At 61.0% G+C, this 26,251-nt stretch carries 21 protein-coding genes and 1 pseudogene; 9 read left to right on the plus strand and 13 right to left on the minus strand.

The features are described from left to right. Nucleotides 1-16: 16 nt before the first annotated feature. The 5 genes from ACFPWW_RS04590 to ACFPWW_RS04610 all read left to right on the plus strand — a co-directional run bounded on the left by ACFPWW_RS04590 (nt 17) and on the right by ACFPWW_RS04610 (nt 7,432). Entirely contained in the window at nt 17-2,278 is a 2,262-nt protein-coding gene (locus ACFPWW_RS04590; protein ID WP_377310687.1) for an Orn/Lys/Arg decarboxylase N-terminal domain-containing protein, read from the plus strand. Further along, nucleotides 2,275-4,638 (plus strand): ornithine decarboxylase, encoded by a 2,364-nt coding sequence (speC, locus tag ACFPWW_RS04595; protein ID WP_377310689.1) that lies wholly within the window; start codon nt 2,275-2,277, stop codon nt 4,636-4,638. Before ACFPWW_RS04590 ends, speC begins: the two co-directional genes overlap by 4 nt. An 18-nt stretch (nt 4,639-4,656) precedes the next feature. Continuing rightward, on the plus strand, nt 4,657-6,015 hold the full coding sequence (potE, locus tag ACFPWW_RS04600; RefSeq protein ID WP_377310691.1) for a putrescine-ornithine antiporter: 1,359 nt from the start codon (nt 4,657-4,659) through the stop codon (nt 6,013-6,015). A gap of 119 nt (nt 6,016-6,134) precedes the next feature. Beyond that, nucleotides 6,135-7,061: an amino acid ABC transporter substrate-binding protein gene (locus ACFPWW_RS04605; RefSeq protein ID WP_377310693.1), complete on the plus strand. Its 927-nt coding sequence runs from the start codon at nt 6,135-6,137 to the stop codon at nt 7,059-7,061. A 134-nt stretch (nt 7,062-7,195) separates the two neighbouring features. Beyond that, nucleotides 7,196-7,432: a hypothetical protein gene (locus ACFPWW_RS04610; RefSeq protein WP_377310695.1), complete on the plus strand. Its 237-nt coding sequence runs from the start codon at nt 7,196-7,198 to the stop codon at nt 7,430-7,432. Nucleotides 7,433-7,444: 12 nt separating this feature from the next. Here ACFPWW_RS04610 and ACFPWW_RS04615 read toward each other — a convergent pair whose 3' ends face one another. The 5 genes from ACFPWW_RS04615 to ACFPWW_RS04635 all read right to left on the minus strand — a co-directional run bounded on the left by ACFPWW_RS04615 (nt 7,445) and on the right by ACFPWW_RS04635 (nt 12,744). Further along, nucleotides 7,445-8,563 (minus strand): AI-2E family transporter, encoded by a 1,119-nt coding sequence (locus ACFPWW_RS04615; RefSeq protein WP_377310697.1) that lies wholly within the window; start codon nt 8,561-8,563, stop codon nt 7,445-7,447. Between the two features lie 32 nt (nt 8,564-8,595). Further along, a complete protein-coding gene (gene ppk2 / locus ACFPWW_RS04620) occupies nt 8,596-9,438 on the minus strand; it encodes a polyphosphate kinase 2 (RefSeq protein WP_377310699.1) in 843 nt (280 codons plus the stop codon). 20 nt (nt 9,439-9,458) lie between these two features. Continuing rightward, the gene (locus tag ACFPWW_RS04625; protein ID WP_377310701.1) at nt 9,459-11,177 is read right to left on the minus strand and encodes a SulP family inorganic anion transporter; all 1,719 of its coding nucleotides are present in this window, start codon (nt 11,175-11,177) and stop codon (nt 9,459-9,461) included. A gap of 68 nt (nt 11,178-11,245) precedes the next feature. Continuing rightward, complete coding sequence (locus ACFPWW_RS04630; RefSeq protein WP_377310703.1) at nt 11,246-12,403, minus strand: HlyD family secretion protein; 1,158 nt, start codon at nt 12,401-12,403, stop codon at nt 11,246-11,248. Beyond that, nucleotides 12,403-12,744: a DUF3302 domain-containing protein gene (locus tag ACFPWW_RS04635; RefSeq protein ID WP_377310705.1), complete on the minus strand. Its 342-nt coding sequence runs from the start codon at nt 12,742-12,744 to the stop codon at nt 12,403-12,405. The genes ACFPWW_RS04630 and ACFPWW_RS04635 overlap by 1 nt, the downstream gene beginning before the upstream one ends. 321 nt (nt 12,745-13,065) lie before the next feature. Between ACFPWW_RS04635 and ACFPWW_RS04640 the strand changes: the two genes are divergently transcribed. Genes ACFPWW_RS04640 through ACFPWW_RS04650 form a run of 3 tightly spaced genes read left to right on the plus strand, consistent with a single transcriptional unit; the run spans nt 13,066 to nt 15,772 of the window. Next, nucleotides 13,066-13,377 carry a hypothetical protein gene (locus tag ACFPWW_RS04640; protein ID WP_377310707.1) on the plus strand — a complete coding sequence of 104 codons (312 nt, stop codon included), beginning with the start codon at nt 13,066-13,068 and terminating at the stop codon, nt 13,375-13,377. A 41-nt stretch (nt 13,378-13,418) separates the two neighbouring features. Beyond that, entirely contained in the window at nt 13,419-14,804 is a 1,386-nt protein-coding gene (locus ACFPWW_RS04645) for a DUF3300 domain-containing protein (RefSeq protein ID WP_377310709.1), read from the plus strand. A 29-nt stretch (nt 14,805-14,833) separates the two neighbouring features. Next, complete coding sequence (locus ACFPWW_RS04650) at nt 14,834-15,772, plus strand: DUF2950 family protein (RefSeq protein ID WP_377310711.1); 939 nt, start codon at nt 14,834-14,836, stop codon at nt 15,770-15,772. A gap of 64 nt (nt 15,773-15,836) precedes the next feature. Here the strand turns inward: ACFPWW_RS04650 and ACFPWW_RS04655 are convergent, their stop codons facing one another. Beyond that, nucleotides 15,837-16,304, minus strand: a complete 468-nt coding sequence (locus ACFPWW_RS04655) for a hypothetical protein (protein ID WP_377310713.1) — start codon at nt 16,302-16,304, stop codon at nt 15,837-15,839. Between the two features lie 254 nt (nt 16,305-16,558). Here ACFPWW_RS04655 and ACFPWW_RS04660 point away from each other — a divergent pair, with 254 nt between their 5' ends. Continuing rightward, complete coding sequence (locus ACFPWW_RS04660; RefSeq protein ID WP_377310715.1) at nt 16,559-18,331, plus strand: hypothetical protein; 1,773 nt, start codon at nt 16,559-16,561, stop codon at nt 18,329-18,331. A 102-nt stretch (nt 18,332-18,433) separates the two neighbouring features. Here the strand turns inward: ACFPWW_RS04660 and ACFPWW_RS04665 are convergent. The 7 genes and pseudogenes from ACFPWW_RS04665 to argH form a co-directional block, all read right to left on the minus strand. Beyond that, a pseudogene (locus ACFPWW_RS04665) lies at nt 18,434-18,835 on the minus strand (potassium channel family protein); the annotation flags it as partial. A gap of 617 nt (nt 18,836-19,452) precedes the next feature. Then, nucleotides 19,453-20,649, minus strand: a complete 1,197-nt coding sequence (locus tag ACFPWW_RS04670) for an MFS transporter (RefSeq protein ID WP_162758002.1) — start codon at nt 20,647-20,649, stop codon at nt 19,453-19,455. Between the two features lie 31 nt (nt 20,650-20,680). Then, the gene (locus ACFPWW_RS04675) at nt 20,681-21,787 is read right to left on the minus strand and encodes a mandelate racemase/muconate lactonizing enzyme family protein (protein WP_112563422.1); all 1,107 of its coding nucleotides are present in this window, start codon (nt 21,785-21,787) and stop codon (nt 20,681-20,683) included. Nucleotides 21,788-21,812: 25 nt separating this feature from the next. Beyond that, the gene (locus ACFPWW_RS04680; protein ID WP_112563424.1) at nt 21,813-22,706 is read right to left on the minus strand and encodes a carbohydrate ABC transporter permease; all 894 of its coding nucleotides are present in this window, start codon (nt 22,704-22,706) and stop codon (nt 21,813-21,815) included. After that, entirely contained in the window at nt 22,703-23,599 is an 897-nt protein-coding gene (locus ACFPWW_RS04685) for a carbohydrate ABC transporter permease (RefSeq protein ID WP_112756259.1), read from the minus strand. Before ACFPWW_RS04685 ends, ACFPWW_RS04680 begins: the two co-directional genes overlap by 4 nt. Further along, the gene (locus tag ACFPWW_RS04690; protein ID WP_377310719.1) at nt 23,592-24,647 is read right to left on the minus strand and encodes an ABC transporter ATP-binding protein; all 1,056 of its coding nucleotides are present in this window, start codon (nt 24,645-24,647) and stop codon (nt 23,592-23,594) included. The genes ACFPWW_RS04685 and ACFPWW_RS04690 overlap by 8 nt, the downstream gene beginning before the upstream one ends. Beyond that, nucleotides 24,634-26,211, minus strand: a complete 1,578-nt coding sequence (argH, locus tag ACFPWW_RS04695) for an argininosuccinate lyase (protein ID WP_377310720.1) — start codon at nt 26,209-26,211, stop codon at nt 24,634-24,636. Before argH ends, ACFPWW_RS04690 begins: the two co-directional genes overlap by 14 nt. Nucleotides 26,212-26,251 lie beyond the last annotated feature (40 nt).

The following is a 26,251-nucleotide window of genomic DNA, read 5'->3' on the forward strand; positions in this document are numbered from 1 at the left end:
GTTTCTGGAGGAACGCATGGAATTCCAGACTGCATTTCCGATCGCTGTCATTGACGAGGATTTCGACGGCAAGAGCGCCGCCGGTCGTGGCATGCGCGATCTGGCCTTGGCCATCGAAAAGGAAGGGTTCCGGATCGTCTCCGGCGTCTCATACGAGGACGCGCGTCGTCTGGTCCATGTCTTCAATACGGAATCCTGCTGGCTGGTCTCTGTTGACGGAACCGAGGATAAGGCGACCCGCTGGCAGGTCCTGGGAGATGTTCTGGCTGCAAAACGGAAAAGAAACGACCGTTTGCCGATCTTCCTCTTCGGCGACGATACGACCGCCGAAGACGTCCCGGCTGAAGTGCTGCGCCACGCCAATGCCTTCTTCCGGCTGTTCGAGGATTCGGCGGAATTCATGGCGCGCGCCATCGCGCAGGCGGCCCGCAACTATCTCGACAGGCTGCCGCCGCCGATGTTCAAGGCGCTGATGGATTATACGCTGGAGGGCGCCTATTCCTGGCATACGCCCGGTCACGGGGGCGGTGTCGCCTTCCGCAAGAGCCCCGTCGGCCAGCTCTTCTATACGTTCTTCGGCGAAAATACGCTGCGTTCCGATATTTCGGTATCGGTCGGCAGCGTAGGCTCGCTTCTTGACCATGTCGGTCCGATCGCTGAGGGCGAGCGCAATGCGGCGCGCATCTTCGGCACGGACGAGACCCTGTTCGTCGTCGGCGGCACATCGACCGCCAACAAGATCGTCTGGCACGGCATGGTCGGCCGCGGCGATCTCGTGCTCTGCGATCGCAATTGCCACAAGTCGATCCTGCATTCCCTCATCATGACGGGTGCGACGCCGATCTATCTGACGCCGTCGCGCAATGGGCTCGGCATTATCGGCCCGATCTCCAAGGATCAGTTCACGCCGGAGGCTATCGCCAGCAAGATTGCTGCCAGTCCCTTTGCCGGGCAGACGAGCGGCAAGGTCCGGTTGATGGTCATCACCAACTCGACCTATGACGGGCTTTGCTACAATGTCGATGCCATCAAGGCGTCGCTGGGTGATGCGGTCGAGGTTCTGCACTTCGACGAGGCCTGGTACGCCTATGCCAATTTCCATGAATTCTACGACGGCTTCCACGGGATCTCGTCGAACCAGCCCGCACGCTCGCAAAACGCCATCACTTTTGCCACGCATTCGACGCACAAGTTGCTCGCCGCCCTGTCTCAGGCATCGATGATCCACATCCAGCATGCCGAGAACAAGCGTCTCGACGTCACGCGCTTCAACGAAGCTTTCATGATGCACACCTCGACCTCGCCGCAATATGGCATCATCGCCTCCTGCGATGTCGCGGCCGCGATGATGGAGCAGCCGGCGGGGCGTGCATTGGTGCAGGAAACGATCGACGAGGCGATCAGCTTTCGCCGGGCGATGAATGCGGTCAGGACACAGACGGAAGGCAGCTGGTGGTTCGATGTCTGGGAGCCGACGGTTGCCGAGCAGACGCCGAGCGACACGCATGCCGACTGGGTGCTGAAGCCCGGCGACGCCTGGCACGGATTTGCCGGACTTGCCGAAAACCACGTCATGGTCGACCCGATCAAGGTCACGATCCTGTCGCCCGGCCTGTCGGCGAGCGGGATGATGGACGAACACGGGATACCGGCGGCCGTCATCACCAAGTTTCTGTCGTCGCGCCGCATCGAGATCGAAAAGACCGGCCTCTATTCCTTCCTCGTTCTCTTCTCGATGGGCATCACCCGCGGCAAATGGAGTACGCTCGTCACCGAACTCCTGAATTTTAAGGATCTCTACGACGCCAATGCGCCGTTGACCCGGTCGTTGCCGGCGCTGGCGGCAGCCCATCCGGAAGCCTATGGCGGAATGGGGCTGAAAGACCTCTGCGAGCAGATCCACGCGACCTACCGCAAGGACGACGTGCCGAAGGCACAGCGCGAAATGTACACCGTGCTGCCCGACATGGCGCTGCGTCCCGCCGATGCCTATGACCGGCTGGTCAAGGGGCGGATCGAAAGCGTCGAGATCGACGATCTCATGAACCGCATCCTTGCCGTGATGATCGTTCCCTATCCGCCGGGAATTCCCTTGATCATGCCCGGCGAGCGGATCACCCAGACGACGAAGTCCATCCAGGACTACCTGCTCTACGCCCGCGACTTCGACCGCAAATTCCCCGGTTTCGAAACCGATATTCACGGTCTTCGCTTTGCACCGGCTGACGGTGGACGGCGTTATCTTGTCGATTGCATTGCAGGGGAGGGGCAGGAATGATCCCGCGCGATGTCAAATCTCCGACGGTCGCCATTCCGTTCCACAGGATGCTGAAGATCGTCGCCGTCATCGACCGCGACAATTCGCAGGCGCAGGCGCTGGTGGCACAGATCGCCGCCCAGGGCTTCCAGGTGGAATTGCGCGACGATTATTCGGCCGATGTCTCCGAGGATGCCGATGTCGGGGCCTATATCGGCTCGGTCGAAGGCGGGCAGCTGCCGGCGGCGCGCAGCTTCCTTCGCTCGGTGCGGGATATCGGCTTTCGCACGCCGATCTGGGCGATGGCCGATACGCTGACGATTGCGGACATGGATGTCGTGGAGATGGCCGGCGAGGTGGACGGTTTCGTCTATCTCGGCCAGCAGACGCCGACCTTCTATGCCAAGCAGATCGTTTCCAGTGCGGTCAGCTACGGCAGATCGCTGCTGCCGCCGTTCTTCGGTGGCATGATGGCCTATGACGGCGAGGCCAATATCGCCTTTGATTGCCCAGGGCATCAGGGCGGCCAGTTCTATCGGAAGTCGCCGGCCGGCCAGCTCTTCTTCAAGTATTTCGGCGAGAGCATTTTCCGCAACGATCTCTGCAATGCCGATGTCGATCTCGGCGATCTGCTGATCCATGAGGGGCCGGCCGTCGAGGCCCAGAAACAGGCGGCGCTCATTTTCGGCGCCGACAGAACCTATTTCATCCTCAATGGTACGAGCACCTCCAACAAGGTGGTCGCCAATGCCGTGCTGCACAGCGGCGATCTCGTGCTCTTCGACCGCAACAACCACAAGTCGCTGCATCAGGGTGCACTGGTCCAGGCCGGCGCGATCCCGATCTTCCTGCCGACCGCGCGCAATTCCTTCGGCATGATCGGCGCTGTCGACTGGGCCGCCTGGGACGAAAGCTGGCTGCGGCGAAAGATCGAGGAACATCCGCTCGTAATGGACAAGAGCCGCGCGCAGGCGCAGCGGCCATTTCGTCTCGCATGCATCCAGCTCGCGACCTATGACGGCACGATCTACAATGTCGCCCAGGTCATGGAGAAGATCGGTCATCTCTGCGATTACGTGCTCTGGGACGAGGCGTGGATCGGCTACAATGCCTTCCACCCGCTCTTCGACGGCCACAGCCCGATGCGCCTCAAGAATCTGGGGGCCGACATGCCGGGCCTGTTTTCCACGCAGTCGGTACACAAGCAGGGCGCCGGCTTCTCACAGGCCTCGCAGATCCACAAGCGGGATGAGCATATCAGCGGCCAGCGCCGGTTCGTCGAGCACAAGCGATTCAATGAATCACTGCTGATGCATGTTTCCACCTCGCCCTTCTATCCGCTCTTCGCCTCGCTCGACGTCAATGCCAAGGTGCATGAGGGCAAGGCCGGTGAAATGCTCTGGGACCGCTGCATCGAACTCGGGATCGAGGTGCGCAAGAAGCTGCGCGGTTTTGTGGAGCACTACGAGACCAAGGCCGCAAGCGCGCAAGAGCAATGGTTCTTCGATCCTTTCGTACCGGACAGGGTTTCGGTCTCGGGCTCGAAACATACCAGCGATCTCGCCGACACCAGATGGGAAGATATCCCGACCGATGTGCTGAAGCGCGAGCAGCAATGCTGGCGGTTCGATCCGCAGGCGAAATGGCACGGCTATTCGGGTTATGCGCCCGGTTATACGATGGTCGATCCCAACAAGCTTGCGATCCTGACACCCGGCATAGACCGGAAGACCGGCGAGTATCGCGAATTCGGCATCCCGGCGACGGTCGTCGCCAACTATCTGCGCGAGCAGCGGGTCGTCGCCGAAAAGTGCGATCTCAACAGCCTGCTTTTCCTGCTGACGCCGGCCGAGGACGAGAGCAAGCTGAACACGCTCGTTGCCAAGCTCGTCAAGTTCAAGAACCTCTGGGATCGCGACGCGCCGCTGCAGGAAGTCCTGCCGACCGTCTTTGCGGCCAATCGCGAACGTTATGCCGGCTATACGGTCCGCCAGGTCTGCCATGAAATGCATGGCTTCTATCGCGACGCAGGCGTCAAGGAATTGCAGCGTCTCTGCTTCCGCTCGGAGAGCTTTCCGGAGCCGGCAATGGCACCCAAGCAGGCCTATGAGGCGCTGGTTGCCAACGAGGTCGACTATGTATCCTTGACGCAAGCCGCCGGCCGCATCTCGGCGACGCTGGCGCTGATCTATCCGCCCGGCATCGGCGTGATCGTGCCGGGAGAGCGCTGGGACGACCGGGCGCGACCCATGCGCGACTATTTCCTCGCCTTCGAGGAATCCTTCAACCGCTTCCCGGGCTTCAATTACGAAGTCCAGGGCGTGTTCCAGGAGCGGATCGATGGGCGCATCAAATTCCACACATATGTCGTGCGCGAGTAGGGCAGGGAGGATTTCATCATGACCGACAACACGATGCATCTCGCGACCGAGACCACGGCCAAGAAGAAGATGAACCTCGTGCAGCTCACCTTCATCGTCGCCGTCAACATGATGGGATCGGGCATCATCATGCTGCCCGCCAACATGGCGCAGGTGGGCGCAATCTCGCTCCTGTCCTGGCTGGTGACGGCCGTCGGCTCGATGGCCATCGCCTATGGCTTTGCCCAGGCGGGGCTCTTCAACCAGCGCCCCGGCGGCATGTCGGCCTATGCGGAGGATGCCTATGGGAAGGACGGCTATTTCCTTGTGTTCTTCCTGTATTTCCTGTCGCTGGCCGTCGGCAATGTGGCAATCGGCATTTCGGCCGTCGGTTATCTTGCCGGCTTCTTTCCGATGCTGACCGCCACACCCATCATGACCTGCCTGGCGCTGATCGTGCTTCTATGGCTGACGACCGCGGCCAATTTCGGCGGTCCGCGCATCACCGGCCGGATCGGCTCGATCACGGTCTGGGGCGTCATCCTTCCCGTCGGGCTGCTGTCGATCATCGGCTGGTTCTGGTTCAGTTCCAGCACCTTTGTCGCGGCCTGGAATCCGAAGGGGCTGACGCTCGTGCAGGGCATGGGATCGAGCGTGTCGCTGACGCTCTGGGCCTTCCTCGGCATGGAGTCCGCGGCACAGAATTCCGATGCCGTCGAAAATCCCAAGCGCGATGTGCCGCTTGCTTGCATGTTCGGCACGCTCGGGGCGGCGGTGATCTACATCCTGTCGACGACGGTCATTCAGGGCATCGTGCCGAATGCCGACCTCGCCACCTCGACCGGACCGTTCGCGCTGGCCTATGCCACCATGTTCAATCCGACGATCGGTTCGATCATCATGGCGCTGGCGGTTCTGGCCTGCCTCGGTTCGCTGCTCGGCTGGCAGTTCACGATCGCCCAGACGGCGAAGACCGCTGCCGACGAGCGGATGTTCCCGTTGATCTTTTCGCGGGTTAACGAAATGGGCGCGCCCGTGCGCGGCATGATCATTCTCGGCATCGTGCAGACAGGTCTTGCCCTGATGACCATATCGCCGACGCTGAGCGAGCAGTTCTCCGCGCTCGTCAATCTTGCTGTCGTTACCAATGTGCTGCCCTACATCATCGCACTGTCTGCCCTGTTCGTCATGATGAAGGCCGCGCGCGTGCCGCCGGCGAAATACCGGCTGAATGCCACGATCGCCCTTGTCGGCATGGCCTACAGCGTCTTCGCCATCTACGCTTCCGGCAAGGATGCAGTGCTTGGCGGCATGATCGTCACAGGGATCGGTTTCATCATCTACGGCCTGATCGCCCCGCGTTTCGCCAACAATGCAAACCGGGTGCCGGCCACCTAGGGCGCCGTGCGTCCGTTCGGGCGCACAAGGGACGCTCGAACATTTGAACCTACGCATCAGGCTTTCTGAAAATCGGAATCGATTTTCAAGCGATGCGGTTGCAGAGGGAGGACCAAGACATGTCCGGAAGAAATGGTCGCTGGACGGTGATTGCCGTCTCTACCCTTGCCGCTGTGGTCGCCGCGGCTGTCGGTGTGCCAGCGCAGGCGCAAACGCTCGATCGTGTCCGCTCGAGCAGCGCGCTGAAGCTCGGTTACGATCCGGATGCCAGGCCGTTCTCCTTCAATGCCGAACAGGGCAGGCCTGACGGTTATGCCGTCGCCCTCTGCAACAGGATCGCCGACAGTCTGAGAGCGCAACTGGATCTATCCAAGCTCGATGTCGAATGGGTTTCCCTGACGGGCGAGGCCAAGGCGCAGGCCGTGCAGAACGGCACGGCGGATCTTGTCTGCGGCGCAGAGCCGGTGACGTTGACACGCCGACAGCAGGTCTCCTTCTCCCTCCCGATCTTTCCGAGCGGAACCGGCGCGCTGGTCAGCGCCAGTTCGTCTCTGGCGCTGCGGGAAGTCCTGCAATATGGCGAGCCGTCGAGCCGTCCTGTCTGGCGCGGTTCGCCGGCCCGCACGATCCTGGAGCACAAGACCTTTTCCTCGATCGCCGGCACGACGAGCGAAGGCTGGCTGTCCGACAGGATCAAGACATTCCAACTCGCCGCGACAGCAACGCCCGTCAGTGGCTATCAGCAGGGGATAGAGCGTATATTGGACGGCAGTTCGGCAGTGCTTTTCGGCGACATGCCACTGCTGATGGATGCGGCCGCACGCAGCGACAATTCCGGAAACCTCATCGTCCTGCCCCGCTATTTCACCTATGAACCACTGGGGCTCGAGCTGGCCCGCGGAGACGAGGACTTTCGTCTCGCCGTCGATCGCGCGCTGAGCCAGGCCTATGCTTCGCCTGATTTTCGCGCCTTCTTCACGACCTGGTTCGGACAGCCGGACGAGGCGACGGTGACGTTCTTCCAGCAGACTGCGCTGCCCGAATAGACTGACAGCACACCGGCGCCTCCGGCAGATGTCGTTCCCAAATCGGCACACAATAATCGTCGGTGCGGGAACAATCCGATCCTCATCTCAATTCGTATCAATTGCAGACGTGCTTTTGAATGCGGAGCTGATCCATGAGCCGTGAACGCGGCCGCAGAAAGTTGATGTTGCGGCTTCCCGATATCCGTCATCTTCTCGCCAATGTCACCAATGAAACACTGGGCGAGATGTTCGAAGCCTATGATCTGGCCGGCGATGCGCTGGACAGGTTCAGGGCCCAAAGCCCCTGGGAAGACAAGCTGATTGCCGAATATGAACAGCTCTGTCGGGAAATAGAGCAGGAAGTCACCTTCTATTGCACCGACCGGTAAACCGGTTGATGCCTATACCGCCTCTTCCGGCGCGGGTCCGCCTGGGGTTGCCGGCGGCCATGCCCAGGCTGTCAGCAGTTCGTAGAAGACGCTGAGCACCACCGGCCCGAGGAAGAGGCCGATGAGCCCGTGAGACAGCGTGCCGCCGATGACGCCGATCAGGATGACGAGCATCGGGGTGGAGAGGCCGCGCGCCATCAGGATCGGCTTCAGGATATTGTCGACGACCATGATCGGCACGACGCAGATGGTGAAGACAAGGGCCGTGCCGGACGGCCAGGAGAACCAGGCCCAGACGATGACCGGCAGGAGCACCAGGCCCGGCCCCAGCTGTATGACGCAAAGCATGAAGACCGCGAAGGTCAACGCACCGCGTGCCGGAATGTCGAAGACGACGAAGCACAATCCGCAGAGCAGGGTCTGCAGGAAGGCGACGCCGATGACGCCCCGCGAGACGTTCCGCACCGTGGTTCCTGCCAGCCGGGCAAAGCCGACGCCTTTTTCGCCGGCGACCCGGCTTGCCAGAACCTGTACGGTTGCGGCCAGGCGTGTCCCCTGGGTGAGAAACAGGCCGCAGAGCATGATCGAGACGACAAAGCTCAACACGCCGCCACCGATCGAGGCGAGCTTGGCGACAACGGCGCCCATGACCTCACGCAACGGCGCCTGAAACTGGATGATCGCAGAGGCAAGGTCGCCTGCAATCCGGTTCCAGGCGTCATGGATGCGTTCGCCGACAACAGGCCATTCCTTGATGGCCTCCGGTGCGCGCGGCAACGTAAAGCTCCCCGACCACAACTTGCCGATCAGCCCCTGCACGGCATCGGCAAAATTGACGGCAACAAGGGCAAGCGGCGCGATGATCAGGGCGAGGCAACCGATGACGATAATGGTCGCAGCGATCACCGGCCTGTTTCCGATCAGCCGCGATAGCGTGTCGAATATCGGAAACAGGGCCACGGCGAGGATGGCTGACCAGATGACGATCAACGCGAAGGGTGCGATGAGAACCACGGTCCAGTAGGTGAACAGCCCGATGATCCCCAGGCGGACCAGATCGCTGACTTTTGCCTCAATCGAGATCTGGGACGCGTCGGGTTTGCGTGCTGCCATGTCGGCTGTCTGTTCCATCGCACTGTCCACGATGTTGCGGGCCCGTCCGCTCAGGGCGTCGTCTCGGGCACGACGTGACGGACGCTGCGATCTTCCATGAAGTCGGCCGGCCGTTTCTGGCGTTTCCCGAGATTGGGCTCGTCGAATTTCAGCCGTTCGTAGGGAATGGATTGCAGGATATGCGAGATGCAGTTGATCCGTGCTCGTTTCTTGTCGTCCGAAGGCACGATCCACCATGGCGCATGATTGGTGTCGGTCATCCGCAGCATCTCGTCATAGGCGCGCGTATAGTCCCACCAGCGCTGATAGGATTCCACATCCATCGGGCTCAGTTTCCACTGCCGCAGCGGGTCGTCGATCCGCCGCCTGAACCGGCGCTCCTGTTCCTGCTCGCTGACCGTCAGGAAATATTTGAGCAGGATGACGCCGCTTTCGACGATGGCTGCCTCGAAGCGGGGCGCAAGTTCCAGAAAACGCTGCGCTTTCTTGTCACTGCAGAACCCCATCACGCGATCGACGCCGGCACGGTTGTACCAGCTTCGATCAAAGATGACGACTTCGCCGGCAGCCGGCAGATGGGCGATATAGCGCTGCATGTAGATCTGCGATTTTTCACGCTCGGTTGGCGCAGGCAGTGCCACGACGCGGAAGACGCGCGGGCTGACCCGTTCCGTTATCCGCTTGATCATACCTCCCTTGCCGGCGGCATCGCGGCCTTCGAAAACGATGACGACCCTTGCGCCGGCTTTCTTCACCCAGGCTTGCAGATGAGCGAGTTCGATCTGCAGGCGTCCGATCTCCTTCTCGTAATCCCATGACTTCTTCTTCTTTTTATCCTTGCCGTTTCGGGTTGCTTCCGCCTCGGCCTGCTTGTGTTCATAATTCTCGTCCATGACTCTCCCTCCTCCTGTCATCAAGGTGCGTTGCCAGCCGGTGCGGCATTGCCGACCCGATCGATATCGCCGACCAGCGCCCGCAGGGCTTCCTCCCTGCCGTTGAAAATATTGTCGGCGCCGACCGTCTTGATGACGCCGGCGCGTTCGAGAATTGCGCGGCTTTCATCACTGAGATCGGCAAAGGCGAAGACGATGTTGCGCTGTGCGAAAATGTCGGCGACGGCTTCGAGCGCAGTCGCGCCGGTGCTGTCGATCTGCGTGATGGCACTCGCATCGAGCCCCAGATATCTGGTGTCGGCCGGCAGTGCTTTCGCGACCGAACTCAGCCGGATGCGCACGTAATCGGCATTGTAGAACAGGATGCTGCCCTGGACCGCGAAGACGGCCGCGCCGGGGACGGGACGCGCTTCCGGGTAGCGCTGAAGATCGAAGAAGCCGTGGCGTCCTTCGATTCGGCCGAGCAGGCCGTCGCGCGGAAACATGGTCTGGCGCAGGAGATAGACGAAGGTGGCGACGACGGCGACGATCACGCCGTTCAGGACGCCGAAGCTGATCGCTCCCCACATGGCGATCAGCGCGAAGACGAATTCCATGCGGCTGATGCGCCAGATCTTCCTGAGTTCGTTGACGTCGATAAGGCTTATCGCCGCCGTCACGAGGATTGCCGCGAGTGCCGGGATCGGAAGGATCCGCAACGCGCCGTGCAGGAAAACCAGCGCCGCGATCAGGGTCGCGGCCGAAATCAGCCCGGCGAGCTGGGAAACGCCGCCGGCGGACAAATTTATGGCGGTACGGGAATCCGATACGCTGATCGGGAAAGAGCCGAAAAGCCCGGGCGCGATATTGGCCGCCCCGAGCCCGATCAGTTCCTGGTTGGCATCGACCTCTTCGCCGGTTCGCGATCCGAAGCTTCGCGCCGCCACGATGCCGGCCCCGAAGCTGACGAGAAAGATCGTGGCCGAGCCGAGCATGATCTTGTCGAGAGGCATCTGATAGAACGCCGGCAGCGAGAAATGCGGCATTCCGCTCGGCAGGTCGCCGACGACAGCGATGCCCCGGCCGCGAAAGTCGAAGACCGCCGACAGAATGACCGAGAGAACGACCACCAGAACCGGCCCTGGAACCTTCAGATGGAGGGCCCTGACCATCCAGAGCAGCGCAAACATGGCGAAGCCGAGGAGGAGGGAAGGCCAGTGGATCAGGCTGCTCTTGGCAAGCAATTCGACCAGTGGGGCAACCAATCCGTCGGCTTCGATCTTCACACCCGTGAAGCGCCCGATCTGTCCCACAAGGATCGAAAGCGACACCCCGGCGAAGAACCCAACCAGGATGGGACGCGAGAGAAAGCTCGCGAGTACGCCGAGCCGCAGCAATTTGGCAGCGATGCAGCAGATGCCGACCCCAAGCGCCAGCGCCGAGGCGATCGCGACCCGGTCGATATCGGTTCCCGCAGGCTCCGAGGCAATGATGGTTCCCATCGCGGCGGCAAGCACGGTCATCGTCGCGGCATCAGGCCCGACGATCAGCAGCCGCGAAGGACCGAAAATCGCATAGGCGATCGGCGCAACGATACTGGCATAGATGCCGGTCTCCGGCGGAAGGCCGGCAATGGCGGGATAGGCTATGGCGCTTGGCAGGCCGACGGCGGCAATCGACAGCCCGGCCGGGATATCGCTGCGGAACCAGGCCTTGCTGAAGCCGGTCAAGCCCCGAAACATCGGAAGAATGCCTATCACTTTCGGCTCCTTGTGACGGTTCCTCTTGCCTCTCCAAGTGCGTCGTCGCTTCGACGCCGACCATTGCTTCAATGTTCGAGGAATACGTAGTTCATCCAGGCGCTCATCCGCAGCAGCACCTTGCGGAGAATGGCGACGTGGTGCCAGTGATGCGTATAAACAGCCACTTCCGCGACAACGCCGCCGGGCAACTGATATTGGTCGGTATTTTCCAGGATCTCGATCCGTGCGAGCGTTTGCCCTGATGCCAGGCGTTCGGGCGCCTGCGGATCGATCAGCGCTCCACCCGGCTGCAACTGGCCCTGAGCCATCACGTCGATGACCTCCTGGACCCGCGCCTTGAATATCTTTCCGGGAACCGCCTTGAAGGAAACCTCGGCATCATCGCCGACATGAACACGCTGCAGCGAATTCTGGATGAAGGCTGCGGCCAGCATGCGATCCTGGCTGTCGATGAAGACCATGACCGGCCGAAGCGGGAGAGGATTGGCCATCATGCCGGGACGCAGGAAGACCTGTGTGACATAGCCGTCCGTCGGCGCGCGCACGACCGTCTGGTCGAGTTCGTATTCGGCATTGTTGAGTTCCGCCTGCAGTCTGGCGACAGTCGGGTTCGTGCCGTTGATCTCGGATTCATAGGCAAGCCTTGCCTGTGCCGCCTGCGCGCGTGCCGTCTCCACGGTGGCTTCCGAGGTCAGGTAGATGCCGCGGCGGTTTTCCACTTCGAGTTCCGAAAAGACGGCACCCTTGCCGCTCGATTTCGCATTCTCGTTCGTCTGCTGGAATTTCTGGAATGCCTGCAGCGATCTGTCGCGCGAGGCTTCCGCACCCGTTACTGCCGAATTGGCGGCGTCGAGCGCGGCTTTCATTTGCAGGACAGATTGCTCTGCTTCGGCAAGTGCCGCCTTCTTCTGGTCAACTGCAAACTGGTAGGGGCGAGGATCGATGCGAAAGAGGATGTCGCCCTTCTTCAACGGTGCGTTTGCCGTGACCGGAACCTCGACGACCTGGCCGCCGACGACGGGGATGACGGGAGCCGAGGTGAAGTAGATCCGCCCGTCGCTCGAATAGGGATGATTGTAGCTCATCAGAAGCAGGAGGGCGGAGATGAGGAATATCCCGCCAAGCACGGCGGTTGCGAGCGTCCATTGATTGACCGGGATCCGGAATATCTTGAAGATCGTCCAGCAGATTGCCGCATAGGTCAGGATGAGGAGCAGATCCATCAGGCGTTCTCCTTCTCCTGCACTTCGGTTTCGAGTTCGCTGATGCGCGCATGAAGACGCGCTATTTCCGCATTGGCTTCCGCCTCCGGCGCCAGTTTTCCATCCTGGCGCACGCCCCAGCCGCGATCCTCGCGGTAGAGCGTCGCCCAGATGAAGAGGAACGGCCAGATTGCATGGAGGGTGAAGAGGCTGACCCATCCGGCAACATGTATCGCGTCCTGGTGCGGATGATTTCGCGCCTTTGCCATGAGATGAGGAATGTCGTGGATCGCGATCACCGCGTAAAACAGGATAATGACCACGAATACGAGCACGCCCAACGCAAAATAATCAAGAAACACGGCCGCTCCCTTCCGGCCGGTGTCGCCGAGCCGTTTGATCGCAATCGACGTGGATATTAGGCACGTTTCGGCACCGAAGCCCGTAGCATCGCGTAACCTCTATCGAGCGCTGGAAGAAGGCGCGTTCGAACGGGCCGTCTTTGCGGGAACGGCAGAAAGCGGGGATCGATGGGGTGCGCCCCGTTGCCGCCGCGGCGAGCGCGATCTGCCCGGAATTTCAAAAGCCGGCTAACGTAAGATCGCGTATTTTACGTCTGCCGACGATCCGCCTGTTATATAGTTTTCTTATCTGCTGGACGCAGTTTCAAGGCGGAGGCGGCCATGTCGGGAGAACACGGTTCGACATATTTGTCCGCCCTCGAGACGGCAGAGAGTTACTTTCCCGACCAGAAGCGTCTGGTACAGCGGCTTTTCTACATGGACGAGCCGTTTCACAGCATGTGCGAGGATCTCACCGCCGCCGCGCAGGCTCTGGCCCATGTCGAACGGTTGCCGGAGGGCGTTCGGGACGCGCGACAGCTGGAATATGCAGGTCTCGTCGATGCCCTGTTGAAAGAGATGGGGGAGGCGATCACCCAATCGAAAATCGTGGTGCTCAGGCGGTCACCGCAGACCGGTCCGAAATTCCCGTGAGTGCAGCCGTCTTTCATCGATAAAGGGGAGGTTCAGGCGTCATGAAGGCAATGTCTCGCAAACTGCTCGCTGGATTGTCGGCGCTGGCGATGGTCGCGTTACAGCCGGATCTCCCGGCGCGGGCGCAGACTTCCGTTCCGGTCGCCGCACCGGCATCCTCTCAGACGAGTGGCGAGCAGCCGGTGGCGGCGCTGCTTTCCGACGATGAGCTTGAAGTTCTGGTGGCGCGCATTGCGCTCTATCCGGACGAACTGGTTGCTGCGATTTCGGCCGCCTCGCTCTTCCCGCTGCAGGTCGTCGAGGCGCAGCGTTTTCTCGAGGCGAAAAAGAAAAAATCCGATTTGAAACCCAAGAGCGATTGGGACGGCAGCGTCGTTTCCCTGCTCAACTATCCTGATATCGTCAAGATGATGAGCGAGGATCTCGATTGGACCCAGTCGCTTGCCGATGCGCTCACCAATCAGCAGAAGGATGTGCTGATTGCCATTCAGCAACTTCGCGACGAAGCCGTGGAAAAGGAGATCATCAAGACGGACGACAAGGTGACGGTGGTCACGGAGAACGACAATATCATCATCCGTCCGACCGATCCGGAGAAGATATACATCCCGCAATATCCGCCTGAAATGCTCTATGAGCCAGGCTACGCGTCAGCGCCGATTTCCTATTATCCCGATTATTACGACAGCTACTATTATCCGGGCGCGGCGTTCTTTGCCGGCGCAGTGACGGGACTGGCCTGGGCCGCCATCGTCAATTGGGACGATTGGGGCGTATGGGACGGTCGTTGGGATGGCGACATCGATATCGACTGCAACAATTGCCTCAATGACCGGAATTTCAACGGAAAACTGAAATGGAACGATGTCGACTGGAGCAAGGTCGATCGCAGCAAGCTGAGCATCGACAAGAATCAACTTGCGAAAATGGACCGGTCGGCGATCAAGTCCGGTCTGCAGGGCGATAATCGCAACCAGCTCCGCAATCGAGCCAACGATATCCAGGCGAGCCAGCGGCCTGCCAATCGCGCCAATTCGGCACGCGCGGACGATATCCGCAAAAGCACGGCGCAGGGCCTGAAGGATCGGCCGCAGGCGAAGCGGCCAGAAGCAGGAAACCGACCGGCTGCAAAGAATCGGCCCGCAGCATCCCGCCCCGAACAACGTCCTCAGAAGGCGGCCAATCGCTCGTCCAAACCTGCGCAGCGATCTGTCAAGAAGCCGAGCAAACCGCAGATGGCCGCCAGACCCGACAATCGCGGGCGCCAGCCGAGCGCGCTCGGCAATGTCCAGTCCGGCCGCCGCGAGGCCGTCGCTTCGAAACGGGGAGCCCAAAGCATGGGCGCCCATCGCCAGTCAGCCCGCCCGCCTCAACAGAGGTCGCGTCCTCCGCAGCGTCGTGGCGGCGGCGGTGGCAGACGCCGGTAGGATTTCTTTTCAGCTCAGGGAGCGCCATCATGAAACACCAATCGACCGTCATTCCGCTCATGCTTGCGGCAGTCGTCTGCACGATGCCGGCAACACCGGCGCGGTCGCAGTCTGCGACGGATCTCGCCGAATACAGGGCGGCAACACCCTCGCCGAAATTCGACAGCCCGCAGCTTGCGCTCAACAGGCTGAAATCGGTGCTGGCCTCCAACCGAATGGAGGATCTCGCCGCACTGCTCGGCCTGAAGCCGGACAAGCTGAGCGCGAGCAACGAGGCGACGATCGCCTACGGACTGATCCGCGAAGGCGCAGAACGGCAGGCGGTCCTGCGGGATTTCGACGGCATGAAGATGGTTGCGCTCGGCGATCGGCTCTGGCCGCTGCCGTTTCCTCTGACCGAGGGCAAGGACGGCAAATGGTCCTTCGACACGCGACGGGGCCTTGACGAGATCGTCAATCGCCGCATTGGCGAAAACGAACTGGCCACGATCGATACGATGCACGAATATGTTGCGGCCCAGTATCAGTATGCGTCCGAAGACCGTGACGGCGATGGCATCTATGAGTTTGCAAAGAAACTGATCAGCAGTCCGGGCAAACTCGACGGACTATACTGGGAGCCGAACGTCTACCCTGAGGAAAGCCCGGCAAGTGCTCTGGTCGAGACAGCTGCCTTCGGGGCAGCCAAACGCGGAGAGGGCTATTTCGGCTATCGATACCGCATTCTGACATCCCAGGGAGACAATGTGCTTGGCGGCAAGCAGAGCTATATCGTCAATGGCTACATGACCGGCGGTTTTGCGTTGATTGCCTGGCCGGTCCAATACCGGGTCACCGGCGTTCAGACATTCTTGGTCAACGGCACCAGCGTCATCTACCAGCGCGACCTGGGGCCGCAAACGGAAGAGCGCGCAGCGGCGATCAGGGAGTTCAACCCAAGCGCCAATTGGACCGTCGTCAGCGAATAGCGGTTGCCCCAATCCTTCAGCCGGCGGCATCCCGGGCCGCCGGCGTTTTGCACGCGGTGGCCGGTCATTCGACCGGCGGCTCCCAGGTGAGGAAGAAACCCACATCTCCGGGCATGCCGTCCGGGAAGTTGATGATCATCGCCTTGAGTCCATAGCCCTGCGGCTTGGCGATCTCATCGAACAGTTCGAGAAGTTCCTTTGCCTTTCCCTGCAGGGTCTTTTGCCAGCCGGGCAGGTTGTTGTTGATGGCCCTGCCGCTGTCCGAGCAGAATGTCGATGGAAAACTGTAGATCAGCGCCTCGTATTTGCCGTCTGCCGCTGCCTTCATCACCAGCCGCTTGATGACGGCGCGTTCGTTCTCGCCGATGTGTTTGCGGAAAAAATCCTCGACGAATTCGGCATGTTTCTTTGCTTCGCGCGCCTTGATCTTCTCGTTGCGCTCCATCTCCAGAAGTTGGAGCTCCAGAGCACGTTTTCGCAGATCCTCTGCGCTTCTCATGGATTGGGATGTGGACGTCTCGGGTGATGTCATCGCCGCCTCCTCCGGATGCGAGAGCGATGATAGAGCGTGAAAGGAAACGAAGGCAGTAAAATACGCGTCCGCCAAGGTAGGATACGGTATCCTACATCGAGTTGGGGAATTGACGCAGCGACAAGGCGATCATTGTATGGAGGTTATCTAAATTAGACCATTCAGGTTGAACGGCGTTGCCGTGGTAACCCCCGGGGTCTATAATTTATTGGGGTGCTGCAGACTGTTTGCAATCGGGATCTTTGGGGGAGCCGATGACACATGCAGGCGTTGAGAGAGCAGCAGGCGGCATACCTTCGCAGGAAGAGGTGCAGCGGCAGCTTGAGGCCATCCTGTCCAGCCCGGAATTTCGGCTTCCCGAGCGCGCGCGACGATTTCTCGAATTTGTCGTGACCGAAACGCTGTCAGGCCGTCGCGATTATCTGAAGGCCTTCACGATTGCGCGGGCGGTCTTCGGAAGAAATGAGAATTTCGATGCCCAGCAGGACCCCTGCGTCCGTATCGAGGCGGGGCGGCTCAGAAGAGAACTGGAGCATTATTACCTCACCGCTGGCACTGCGGATCGGATCGTCATTACAGTGCCCAGAGGCGGCTACGTTCCAGTCTTCGATGTGCGGCAAGACATTGAGCCTGCCGAGGTGCTGCAGGCGGGGCAGTCATCGCCAGTCTCCGCGTATGGTGAGCACCAAGCCAATCCGCCGGAAGCGCCCGTTCACCGGAAATCCCGATACTGGTTCTATACAGGAAGTGCGATTGTCATCGCCTTCTCCGCGGCGGCAGTGTTCCAATATGCGCGGTCGTTCAATGCCGGACATGACATGTCGTCGGCAGCCGGCAATCGTCCGACCATCGTCGTCGAGCGCTTCGAAAGCGCCTCGGACGGTACAATCGCATCCGACATCTCCCAAGGCATTACCGACGAGATCATCGAAAAACTCGTCCCCTTCAACGATATCGTCGTTGTTGCGGCCCTGCCGCGCAACACAGATGGTCAGGCTTCGTCCGATTCGGTCTATGCCCTCCAGGGAAGTGTACGTCTGGAAAACAGCACGCTCCGCTCGACCGCAAGGCTCGTGCGGCGGGCGGATGGCGCCGTCATCTGGGCGAACAACTACGATGCCGACATGAAAGTGCAGGGCATCCTGAAAACGCAGACAAGCCTCGCCGACGAGATCGCGACCGCAGTCGCGCGTCCGTTCGGCGTCATGTTCCAGACCGATACCGTCACTATTGCCGGAAGTAACGATGCCTTCGCCTGCATCCTGTCCTACTACAGCTACCGCAGCGAAATGACCGTCGAGGCGCATGAAGTGGCAAAATCCTGCCTGCAGGGGGCATTGGACAACCGACCCGCCGATTCCAGCGTCGCGGCCTTCCTGTCGCTGACCTATCTGGACGAATTCCGCTTTCCCTATCAGCTCAACACGAAACCGACGGCCGGGACGCTGGGCATCGCCAAGGATCTTGCAGAACGCGCCGTACGGCTTGATCCTAAGAATGCCCGGGCGCAGCAGGCACTCATGCTCGCCGATTTCTTCGGCGATGATCCGATCGGTGCGCTGAGGGCTGGCGAGGCCGCCTATGAGAGCAATCCGAATGACACTGAAGTCGCCGGCGAATATGGCCTGCGTTTGTCGATGTCCGGACATTGGGACAGGGGCTGCGAGCTGATTTCGGAAGCGGTCGGCAAGAATGCCGGGCCGCGCGGATATTACGAGGTGGGAATGGCGCTCTGCGCCTTCATGCGCGGCGATAACCAGGCAGCGGAACTATGGTCTCGCATGTCGGACTTGAACTACAATCCGATGCATCGCCTGGTCCTGGTTTCCATCCTCGGCAGCCTTGGGAAAACGGCTGACGCAAAGGAGCAACTCGACTGGATCGAGGCCCGGTCTCCGGCGCTCATCCCAAATGTCAGGCGAGAGGTTGTCAGGCGGCTGGCGCGAACCGAGGACCAGGAGCGTTTTTTTGCCGGACTGGAAGCTGCCGGCCTGCCGGTGCAGAACAGCGAAGCGTCGAAGAACTGACTGCGCAATCCGGCGATGATCGACCCTCGAAGGCGATATACTCAGTGGCCTGGAGCTGTTTTCGGATTGGTGCCGGCAGATGGTATCTAGCGCTAGGTCCGGACGGAAGTATAGCCGCTGGATCATGGCCATTATCAGTGCCGTGGCCCATCCAAATATGATCCAGCCGTTGATCGCTTCAGACGCCGCCACGTGACGCCAGTCCTTTCCCAGTACGATGTCTCCATAGCCGACCGTTGTAAACGTGACGATCGAGAAATAGGTCGCATCATCGAAGGTCGGCAGCGCGCCGGACAGGTAGTAGAACGCGGCCCAGAGGCAGACGTCGATCACTATGGGGACAAGAAGATAGCAGACCCAGACGACGGTGACTGCCGTGGGATGGCGATTGAGGAATTGCGGGTCCAATCGACCGAAGATCCGAAGCCCACCCGCCATGGCGGCGGCCTGCGTTGCGACCGTGGCTGCTATCAGGGCGGTCACGAGAAGAAGTCTGACGAACACGGGCCCCACAATTCAGCGCCATCCCTGACAAAATGAATAGATGATCGTCGCAAGACATTGCGGATGCGCATGGGGCGGGTTCAGCCAATCGAACATACCAGCTTGTTCGCCTTCCGCATTGAGCGCAATCAATGCACCTGCACTTGATGGGGACATGCTTGGCGATGATCCAACCGACTGGAGGGTGCCTTGAACAACCTTCGGCGAACAAGTTTTGCGGGAACCACGCGCCTGATGGCGGCGAAGAATGCTGTAATCGATGAGGTGCGGGCCGCGCCGCTCCTTGTAACTGCTCGGTCGCCTCTCTTTGGTCAGGGGACTTCAACAACCCGGACCACATATTGAGAAATCGCTAAACACATCACCGAAAGAATAACTTTGCTGTCTCGAAGGTTCATACCTTTCAATAGCGGCGAATTTACAACTCTCTGTGCACTCAGGCCCCCGCAACCAATCTCCCCCTAACCCACTCAAAACCCCGCCACAGCGCCTTTGGGCGTGCCAGGAACCCACATCCCGCGCCACAAACCAGTTCTGCCAGAAATCAACCCGCCTTCAGTTCCCGGGTTCCTCTTGGCCGCGAACCACACACCCGTTCCCACGCAATCACCAAGCCGTCAGCGACCGCCGGCCGTCACAATCGCAAAGCTCGCAAAGTGAAGCAGTGCCATGCTCCCCAGTACAAGGATCGCAAGGCCATAGCCTCCCGTCACGTCGTGCAGGTAGCCAGCCAGGACAGGGCCTGCCGCCATGCCGGCGCCGGAGGCAAATCGGCAGAGGCCGAGCAGGCCGGCGAGCGAGGACAGGCTCACGATCAATCGCGCGCCATTGGCAAGAAGCACCTGTTGCCCGCCGAAGCCGATCCCGAGCATCAGCGGGTAGATCAGGAGCATGGTGTTGCTGTCGGCCGCGACGACGAGGATGAGAGTGGCGAAAGTGACGGCGGCGGCTATGGCTGCCAACAGCATCACCCGGTTCGGACCCCAGAGGTCGCAGAACCAGCCGGAGAGCAGGCGCCAGAGGAAGACGACGAGGCCGGCGACGGCGGCCAGCCACACGGCGGATTCCTCGCCGATATCGCGTTCGTCGAAAAGGGCAATCTGCTGTGTCAGCAGGCCATGGTAGACGGCCGAGCCGCAGAAATAGCTGATGATCAGAGCAGCGAGAACATAGAAGGGCAGGGCCGGCAAACCCGAACGGCCGGCCTGCGGCTTCGGGGCGGCCTTTACGCGGTCGAGGACGAACAGGTGCAGCGGCACGCTGACAAGGACGATGACGACACCGAGAGCAAGATAGGCGCCGCGCCAGCCGAAGGCCTGGATGATCCAGTGGATGACGGGTATGCCGAGGAAGGCGGCGAGGCCCGAGCCGGCATCGGCGAAAGACATTGCGGTTGCGGGGCGTTGCCTGAAACGGCCGGCCAACACGGCGAAGATGGCGTAGGAGCTGGTGCAATGCGTGCCGAGCCCGGCAAGCACGCCGAAGATCAGCCAGAACTGCGCAAGGCTGCCGACGGTCGCAGTCAGCGCGTAGGCGATACCGAGAAGAAGGGCCGCACCCGCCAGGAGGATGCGGCTGTCGTGCCGGCCGAGCAGGCGGCCGAAGAAGGGAGCGGTAACGGCGTTAACCAGGGCGAAGACGCCGTAAGCTCCCGAGATTGCGCCTCGCGACCAGTGGAATTCGGCCTCCAGTGCCACGAGAAAAAGGCCGAAGGAATTCCAGACCAATCCCGAAACGATCATGAGTAGGAATGCGGCGGCGAGGCGTATTCGCTTCGCCAGCCGCACCTGCGTCCTGCGCGCGGAGACCTCCATCCGGCGCGTTGTCCAGGTCGCATCCATCCGTTCAGTTGACCCGGTAGCGGGAGACCATGTCCCAGTTCAGTTCAACGCCGAAACCGGGGCCTTGAGGAACCTGGATGATGCCGTTCTTCGGGTTTGGCCGGTTGGCAATGAGGCCGGCCCAGATCGGATCGCGCGCCGGTTCGAAGCATTCGACGCAGACGCCGTTCGGGATCGCGGCGATCATGTGCATGGCGATCTGCGATTCCTCGTGGTGGCCGACCCGAAGGTCGTAAAGCGCACACATGGCTGCGGCGCGGCGCCATTCGGTGATGCCGCCGGCCTCGGAGGCGTCGAAATTGACGATATCGACAGCATCGGCGGCGATCAGCCGGCGGACGCCGGCCGCGCTCACTTCGCTCTGGCCGGCATCGACCGGAATGGAGGTGGCGCGGCGAACCTGCGCCATCATGCGGGCATCGTCATACCAGTGGCAGGGCTCCTCGAACCAGGCGATATTGTATTTCTCGATGAGGCGGGCGAACTTGACGGCCTCGTCGACCGGCCAGCCTCTGTTGGCGTCGACGGCAATCCAGAAATCGTCGCCTGCACCTTTTCGCGCGGCTTCAACACGCTTTGCGTCCTCCTCGGCGGAGAGGCCGCCGACCTTGACCTTGCAGCCGGCAAGACCGGCCTCGCGCAGGCGCTCCATCTCCTTGCCGAGATCGGAAAGCGTCTTGCCTTCCTCGTAATAGCCGCCGATGCAGATGATCGGGATTTCCTGGCGATAGCCGCCAAGCAGCCGGCAGACATTGACGCCGGTCGCCTTGCCGATCAGATCCCAGATGGCGCTGTCCATACAGGCGATCGCTTCCATAACCAGTTTGCGGTCGCGGTTCCATTCGGCAGCCTTGAACATCTTCTTCCACAGACGTTCGACGGCGAAGATCTCCTCGCCGATCAGCATGGGCACGAGTTCCTTCTCGATGATTTCGACGACGTCGCGCATATGGTCGCGATTGTCGCCGTTGTAGATCTCGCTGATGAGGCCGCTATCGGTCTCCATGCGGGTGATGATGGTGCAACGTTTGGTGACGTTGTATTTGCTGCCGCCGAAATTGCGGGCGAGCGGGATCTCGACGGCGATGACCGTCACGTTCTTGATCTTCATAATGTCCTCCGGGTGTCTGAAGAGGTTATTCGCCCTTGGTGCCGCCTTCCGAGAGGCCGACCACCAGTTTGCGCTGGACGAGAAGGTAGAAAAGGATGACCGGTATGGTGACCAGCACCGCGCCCGCGAGCAGCATGCCCCAGGAATAGATGTTGTCCTGACCGATCCAGGTGGCGAGCCCCAACGGCAGGGTCTTGTTCGTTTCCGAGGAAACGAAGACCAGCGCGAAGAGAAACTCGTTCCAGGCGTGGTTGAAGCTGAAGACGCCGACCGAGACGATGCCCGGCAGGGCAAGCGGCACTGTCACGCGCATCATGGCGCCAAGCCGCGTGCAGCCGTCGATCATGGCGCTTTCTTCCAGGCTCACGGGAATAGCGTTGAAGTAGGAGCGCATGAACCACAGAGCGAGCGGCAGGGTGAAGGCCGTGTTGGCGATGATCAGCGAGATCAGCGTATCGGCCATGCCAAGCTTGACCACGTAGATGTAAAGCGGCAGCACGATCAGCACTTCGGGCAGCATGTAGCAGACGAGCGTCGCGTTCGAAAAAGCCGCAATGCCGAAGAAGCGGAAACGGCTGAGGCTATAGGCGCCCAATCCGCCGACGATGAGCGACAGGAAGGTTGAGCCGAAGGCGACGATGAGGCTGTTGGCGAAATAGGTCAGGAAATTCGTCTGGATGAAGAGGTCCCGATAATTCTGCAGCGTCCATTGGTTCGGCAGGAAGGTCGGCGGGGTCGCGTAGAGTTCGCTGCCCGGCTTGAAGGAGCAGATCAGCATCCAGAAAAGCGGGAAGCCGACCACGCTGACGGCGGCAAAGACCAGCAGGTAGAGCATGATCTTCGACGCCAGATAGTGAACGTCGGCGATCTCGCGGTTGCGCGGCAGGGACGAAGGGACAGTCGGCGCGATGGCGGTCATTGGCGTGCCTCCGCTCTCTTGATGAAGACGAAATAGACGGCAAGCAGGACGCAGAGGATGGCGAGCGTGACGATCGCGATTGCTGCTGCGCGGCCGAATTCGAAATCCGAAAAAGCCTTGAGATAGACGAGGATGGGCAGGGTCGTAGTGGCATCCAGCGGACCGCCGCCGGTCATCAGGTAGATGATCTCGAACTTGTTGAAGGACCAGATGGTGCGCAACAACGCGGTCAGCAGGAAGACCGGCATGACATAGGGCAGGGTGATGCGCCAGAACTGCTGGAAATCCGAGGCGCCATCGATCTTGGCTGCCTCGTATTGTTCCTGCGGGATGGATTGCAGGATGCCGAGAAGGGCAATGACGGCAAAGGGGAAGAACTTCCAGACGCCGACCATGATGACGGAGACCATTGCCAGCCCCTGGCTGTTCAGCCAGAGCAGCGGCTGGCTGATGAGGCCGATATCGATCAGGCCGGCATTGATGATGCCGACGATGTCATGCAGCATGTAGCGCCAGGTCAGAACCGCCACGACCGTCGGCACCAGATAGGGCGCGAGAATGACGGCGCGGGCGGCACCGCGGAACCTGAAGCTCTTGTTGAGCAGCAGCGCCAGGCCAAGGCCGAGCAGCATTTCCAGCGCCACGCTGCCGAACACCCAGACAAACGTGTTCCAGAGCGCCGTGTAGAAGGCGGGTTCGGCAAAGACCCAGACGAAGTTTTCCAGGCCGATGAAAGGGCCGCTGGTATCGCCCATGCCGACATCCTGCGTCGCCGTCACGAACACGGTGATGGTCGGCACCCCGGCGAGCAGCAGGAGAAGGAAGGCGCTCGGAGCGAGCGTTGCATAGGCCAGCAGCCGGTCGCCGGCGAGAGCTGTGTTGCGCTCAGCCATTGGCCGTCCTCCTCGTTCCCATCGGCTCGGCCACGATCGCCTTGCCGCTTGCCGTATCGAAGCGGCGCAGCTCGCTGTTGGCGACGGCGAAAGGCACTTCGGTGTTGAGGATCGGGCTGTAGTGAACGCTGGACGGGATGCGGGCGATGACGGCGGTCTCGGGAAGATTGCCCGAGACCGTGCCGTAAAGCAGCCGGTCGCCGCCGAGATATTCCACCCGGTGGATGTTGAAGGCAATGTTCGTGACCGGGATGTTTTCGGCAAAGCTTGCCTTCGGCAGGAAGTTTTCCGGGCGGAAGCCGAGCGTCACCTCGCCGGTGGCGACGAGGTTCATCGGCGGAGAGCCCATGAAGGTGGCGACGAACGTGTCGGCAGGATTGAGGTAGATTTCCTCCGGCGTGCCGATCTGGCGCACGGAGCCCGCCTGCATGACGACGATACGGTCGCCGAGGCCCATGGCCTCCACCTGGTCATGCGTCACGTAGATGGACGTGACGCCGACGCGATCCTGGAACTGGCGCAATTCCTCACGCGCCGAGTGGCGCAGCTTGGCGTCGAGGTTCGAGAGCGGCTCGTCGAGCAGGAAGACGTCGGGATCGCGTACCAGCGAGCGGGCCAAGGCGGTGCGCTGGCGCTCGCCTCCGGACATTTGCCGCGGCTTGCGCTTCAGCATGCGGGTGAGGCCGACGAGCTCGGCTGCCCATCTGACCTTCTCGTCGGTCGCCTTCTTGTCGGCACCGCGCACGCGCAGCGGGAAGGCGATGTTTTCATAGACCGTCAGATGCGGGTAGAGGGCGTAGTTCTGGAAGACCATGGCAATGTTGCGGTCCTTCGGCTGCAGCCGGGTCGCCTTGCGGTCGCCGATGAAGATGTCTCCATAGGTCGGCAGCTCCAGGCCGGCGATCATCCGCAGCAGCGTGCTTTTGCCACAGCCGGAGGGGCCGAGAAGTACCAGGAATTCGCCGTCGTTCACGGTCAGGCTGACATCGGAAACAGCCGTGTGATCTGTGAAGATCTTGCTGACTTGATTGATTTCAACTCGTGCCATGACTTTCTCTCGCGGTGGGGGAAGGGCTCTGCAAACCGGTGTCGCCGATGATCCGGCGAGCCTGTTCCATAAGGGTTTTATCTGCCGCGGCGATGCGGGATCTGATCGCCGCAATGCCTGCCAGGTCGGCTTCGAGGGTCGTATTCCTTCCGGCGATCATCTCGGCCATGCGCACCGGAGCGGGACCGCCCGTGACTATGCGGCTCTTCAGGTTCTCGGAAGGATTGAGCGCCCGTCTCACGACGTCCTCGGCAATGCCGAGCGGGTGGCCGAAAAGGGCCTGCGACGCTTCGTCGAGATCGGCCGAGGTGATGTCCATCGCGGTATGATGCGCCTCGATGGTCTGGCGGACAACACGGCCGACGATATTGTGAGCCATGCGGAAGGACATTCCGGCTTCGCGAACGATGATATCGGCAAGCTCGGTCGCCGTGCCGAAACCGATTTCGGCAAGATGCAGCATCATCTCCGGCTTGACGGTGAGCGTGCGGATTGCGCCTTCGAAGACGACCACTGCGCGCGTGGCGCGTTCGAGCATGTCCATGGCCGGCGCATTGCCGGCGGAAACGCCGTCGTTGACGTCGGCCAGGGCCGTGTTCTTCGAGGCGGCGAGAACCATGTTCAGGTTGCCGACCGCCATGGCGGCGACGGCCTTGACGTGCTCCATCGCCTGCGGGTTCTTCTTCTGCGGCATGATGCTGGAGACGCTGGAATAGGCATCATCGAGTTCCAGCATGCCGAATTCCATCGTGTTCCAGCTCTGGATATCGGTGGCGAGACGGGAGACGCCGGTCATCAGCACCGCAAGGGCGGCCGAGGCTTCCTGCAGGTCGTCACGGATGGAGACGCCGTCATAGCCGACTTCCACCAGCCGGGCGAAACCAAGCAGACGGGCCGTCATCTCGCGGTCGATCGGGAAGCCGGTGGTGGACAGGGCGCCGGAGCCGAGCGGACTACGGTCGCAGCAGCCAAGAGCATGGATCAGCCGGCCATAGTCGCGTTCCACCAGATCGGCGGCGGCGAGCAGGTAATAACCGAAGGAGATCGGCTGAGCATGCTGGGTATGGGTATAGCCGGGCATGACCGTCTCGACATGTTTTTCCGCGAGATCAAGCAGGGTGCGGCGTAGCCTGCCGACGACATCGAGCAGATTGAGCAATTGAGAGCGCAGGACCAGTCGCCAGGATGTGGTGTGCAGGTCGTTGCGGCTGCGGCCGGTGTGAAGGCGGCCGCCCGTCTCGGGGCCGAGCTTTTCGACGATATAGCGCTCGATATAGGAATAGAGGTCTTCCTGCTGGTAGTCGATGGTAAGCGCCTTGACGCCGCTTTGCTGGAGTTCGGCCAGCACGACCAGGATGCGGGCAATATCCTCCCGGCTGACGATGCCGCATTCGGCAAGCATGACGGCATGGGCGAGATGGATGCGCATTTCCGGCTCGAACTGGAACCGGATCCCGGCTGCAACGGCGGGGCCGAAGTAGGAATCCACCATTGCCTGCGCTGGAGGCGACTTGACGCGTTCGCGTAGCGATACGACCGGTGCCGCCGGTTGTTCCTCTGACATATGACTCTCCTGAAAAAAGGAGTCCGCGTGTCCGGCACGC

It is taken from the genome of Rhizobium sp. GCM10022189 (assembly GCF_042656325.1).
Taxonomy (GTDB): domain Bacteria; phylum Pseudomonadota; class Alphaproteobacteria; order Rhizobiales; family Rhizobiaceae; genus Rhizobium.